At 71.2% G+C, this 2,650-nt stretch carries 1 protein-coding gene; it reads right to left on the bottom strand.

All coding sequences use genetic code 11. The annotated features are described in order from the left end of the window. A partial coding sequence (locus tag AC27VN_RS38375; RefSeq protein WP_490880051.1) for a two-partner secretion domain-containing protein occupies window positions 1-2,650 on the bottom strand: 2,650 nt, incomplete at both ends.

Below are 2,650 nucleotides of genomic sequence, written 5' to 3'. Positions count from 1 at the left end.
CGTGACGTCGCCGCCCGTGCCGCCTTGCAGGCTGCCGTCGGCGCGCAGGATCGCGCCCGACGAGACGTCGATGACGCCGCCGGCCTGCAGCGTCACGTCGCCCGTGTTGCGCACGGTCACCGTCCCGCCGTCGAGGTAAGGGAGGTAGCGCCGGTCGTCCGCGTCCTGCTGCAGGTTGCTCCAGATGCCGCGCGCGTCCAGCGTGACGCCGCCGCCGATGACGACGCTGGGCGTGGTGCCCGCGGGCGCGCTCAGCTGTAGGTCGCTCGAGATGCCGTTCTCCGCCGACACCATGGGCACCACGTCGCCCAGGAGGATGCGGCCCGAGCGCGCCGTCAGGCCGGCGTCGACCTTGACGGTGGGCGCGTACAGCGCGATCTGTCCGCCGGGCGTCACGGCGAGCGCGGCCTGCACCGCGATGTCCTCCTTCGCGCTGCCCACGATGGTGCCGAGGCCCATGCGCGTCAGTCCGTCCGCGTCCAGCCGCAGCGTGCCCTGCGGGTCGGCGGCCGCGCCGTCCGGCGCCGCGTCGAACACGATGTGCGCCAGCGTCGGCGTGAGGTTGTGGAACAGGCCGACGGGGCCGTTCTTCGCATCGGTGTTGAGCGCCGAGTCGTAGCGGCCCAGGATCAATTGGCCGGCATGCGCCACCGCGTTGTGCGACTGGTCGTAGCCGTCCTCCAGCCCCGCATCGGCCTTCTGCGCCTGGCGCGGGCCCTGGAAGGCATCGGCCGTGATGTCGCCGCCGAGCGTCGCGGCGCTGGTGGCGATCACCAGCCGGCCCGCATCGCGGCCGACCGTGTAGCCGCTCTCGAGCCGCTGCTGCGGCCCGATCAGCGGGTTGTAGAAGAAGCCCGTGGCCTTGTCGCCCCAGCGCTTGTGCTCGTCCTCGAAGCCCTTGTACAGGCCCGTGTAGCTCAGGTCCGCCGGCGCTTTCGACACCTCGTACAGGCGCCCGTCCGCGCCCTTGAGCCAGCTCTGGCGGATCGTGCCGGTCTGCACGTCGAGCGTGCCGCCCGACAGGTTGATGTTCGAGCCGCGCTGTGTGGCCACCTCGCCGCCCGTGAAGCTCACGCTGCCGCCCTGCGCGGACCATTCGCCGATGCCGTGGCCCTGCAGGCTCAGGTAGCCGCCGACCTCGAGCAGGCCACCCGCCGTGTACCAGCGCTCCTTGTCGTAGCCGCCCGTGCCGGCGGCCACGTGAACCAGCTGGCGGCGGTCGATCCACACATTGGCGTTGTTGAGCCAGGTGGTGTCGCGGTTGAGCGGCGCATCGCGCTGCTCGTTGCCCTGGATGTTGATCTCGATGTTGTTCGAGGCCATCGCCACCTGCACGCCGACCGCGCCCGAGACATCGAGCCGCGCGCCGTCGGCCACCGTGCTGCGGCCGCCCGCCGCTCCGCTGCTGACCGCGAGCTGGCCGCCCGTGGCCAGCGTGGTGGAGCCGCCCTCGAACAGCACGCCGCCGCCCGAGACGATCTCGATGCGCGACTGGTCGCGCCGGTCGTCCTGCAGCGACAGGTTGTCGAACACGCCCTGCGCGGTGGTCCGGCGCGCGAAATCCAGCTTGGCCGATTCGGCGATCAGGGCATCGCGCTGGCTGTCGAGCGCGGTGCGGCCGTTCTGGTCGTCGAGCAGGATCGCGTTGAGCGCCTTCTGCGTGACGGTGATGCTGCTGTCCTTGTCCGAGGCCGAGGCCAGCAGATGGATGGTGCCGCGCGTGTCGACCGTGGTGGTGGCCACCGCGACGCCGTCCTGCACCACCTTGCGGCCCGTCAGCGTGATGTCGCCCTCGGGCGCCCGCAGCAGGCCGCGATTGGTGACGGTGCCGGCCGTGCTGCCGGCATCGAACAGCGGCGCCACTTCGTTGCCGCGCGTGGTCGAGGACTGGTTGGCATCGGTGCCCTGCCCCGCGCGAACCACGAAGGCATCGCCCGCGGCGAGCTGCACCTGGCCGCGCGGCGTGGTGATGATGCCGGCGTTGTCGACCTCGGCGCCCAGCAGCAAGGCATAGCCGCCGCCGCGCGTGACCGAGGCGGGCGTGCGGGTCGTGAGCTGCGCGCCCGCTTCCACCTTCACGGCCCCCAGTGCCTCGGTGAAGCTCGGCGTGTAGGCGCCGCTGGCCTGCTCGCTGTAGATGCCGCGTGCCTTGAACTGCTCGTCGCCGATCTTCGCGGCCGCCGCCACGAGGTTGCGCGTGTCGGTCTGGCTCGAGCCGCTGAACACGATGCCGTTGCGGTTCGCGATCAGCACCGTGCCATCGCCCTTGATCTGCCCCTGGATCTGCGAGGGCCGTGCCTGCGGATCGTTGATGCGGTTGAGCACGGCCCAGTCGGCCTGCTGCCTGAAATCGACCGTGGTGCGCTTGCCGACGTTGAAGCTCTCCCAGTTGAGGATCGCGCGGTCGCCGGTCTGCTGGATGGTGACCGTGGTACGGCCATCGTTGCCTTGCGATTGCACGGGCGCCTGGGCATTGAGCCAGCCCGCGGTCAGCGAATTCGTGTCGACCTTCAAGCCGCCATCGGCCAGGCCATCGGGCACGGAAGAAGGATCGTCCAGCGCCGCCTGCCGCGCGGCCGCTTGCGCGGCCTGCTGCGCCGCGATCGCCTGCGCCGCGAGGTTCAGGTTGCCGATCGAGCGCTGCAACTGC

The sequence above is a fragment of the Variovorax sp. 20P10.2.4 genome (genome assembly GCF_058244205.1).
Note: the sequence above shows the minus strand (reverse complement) of the source record. Positions and strands in the feature narration are given on the sequence as shown.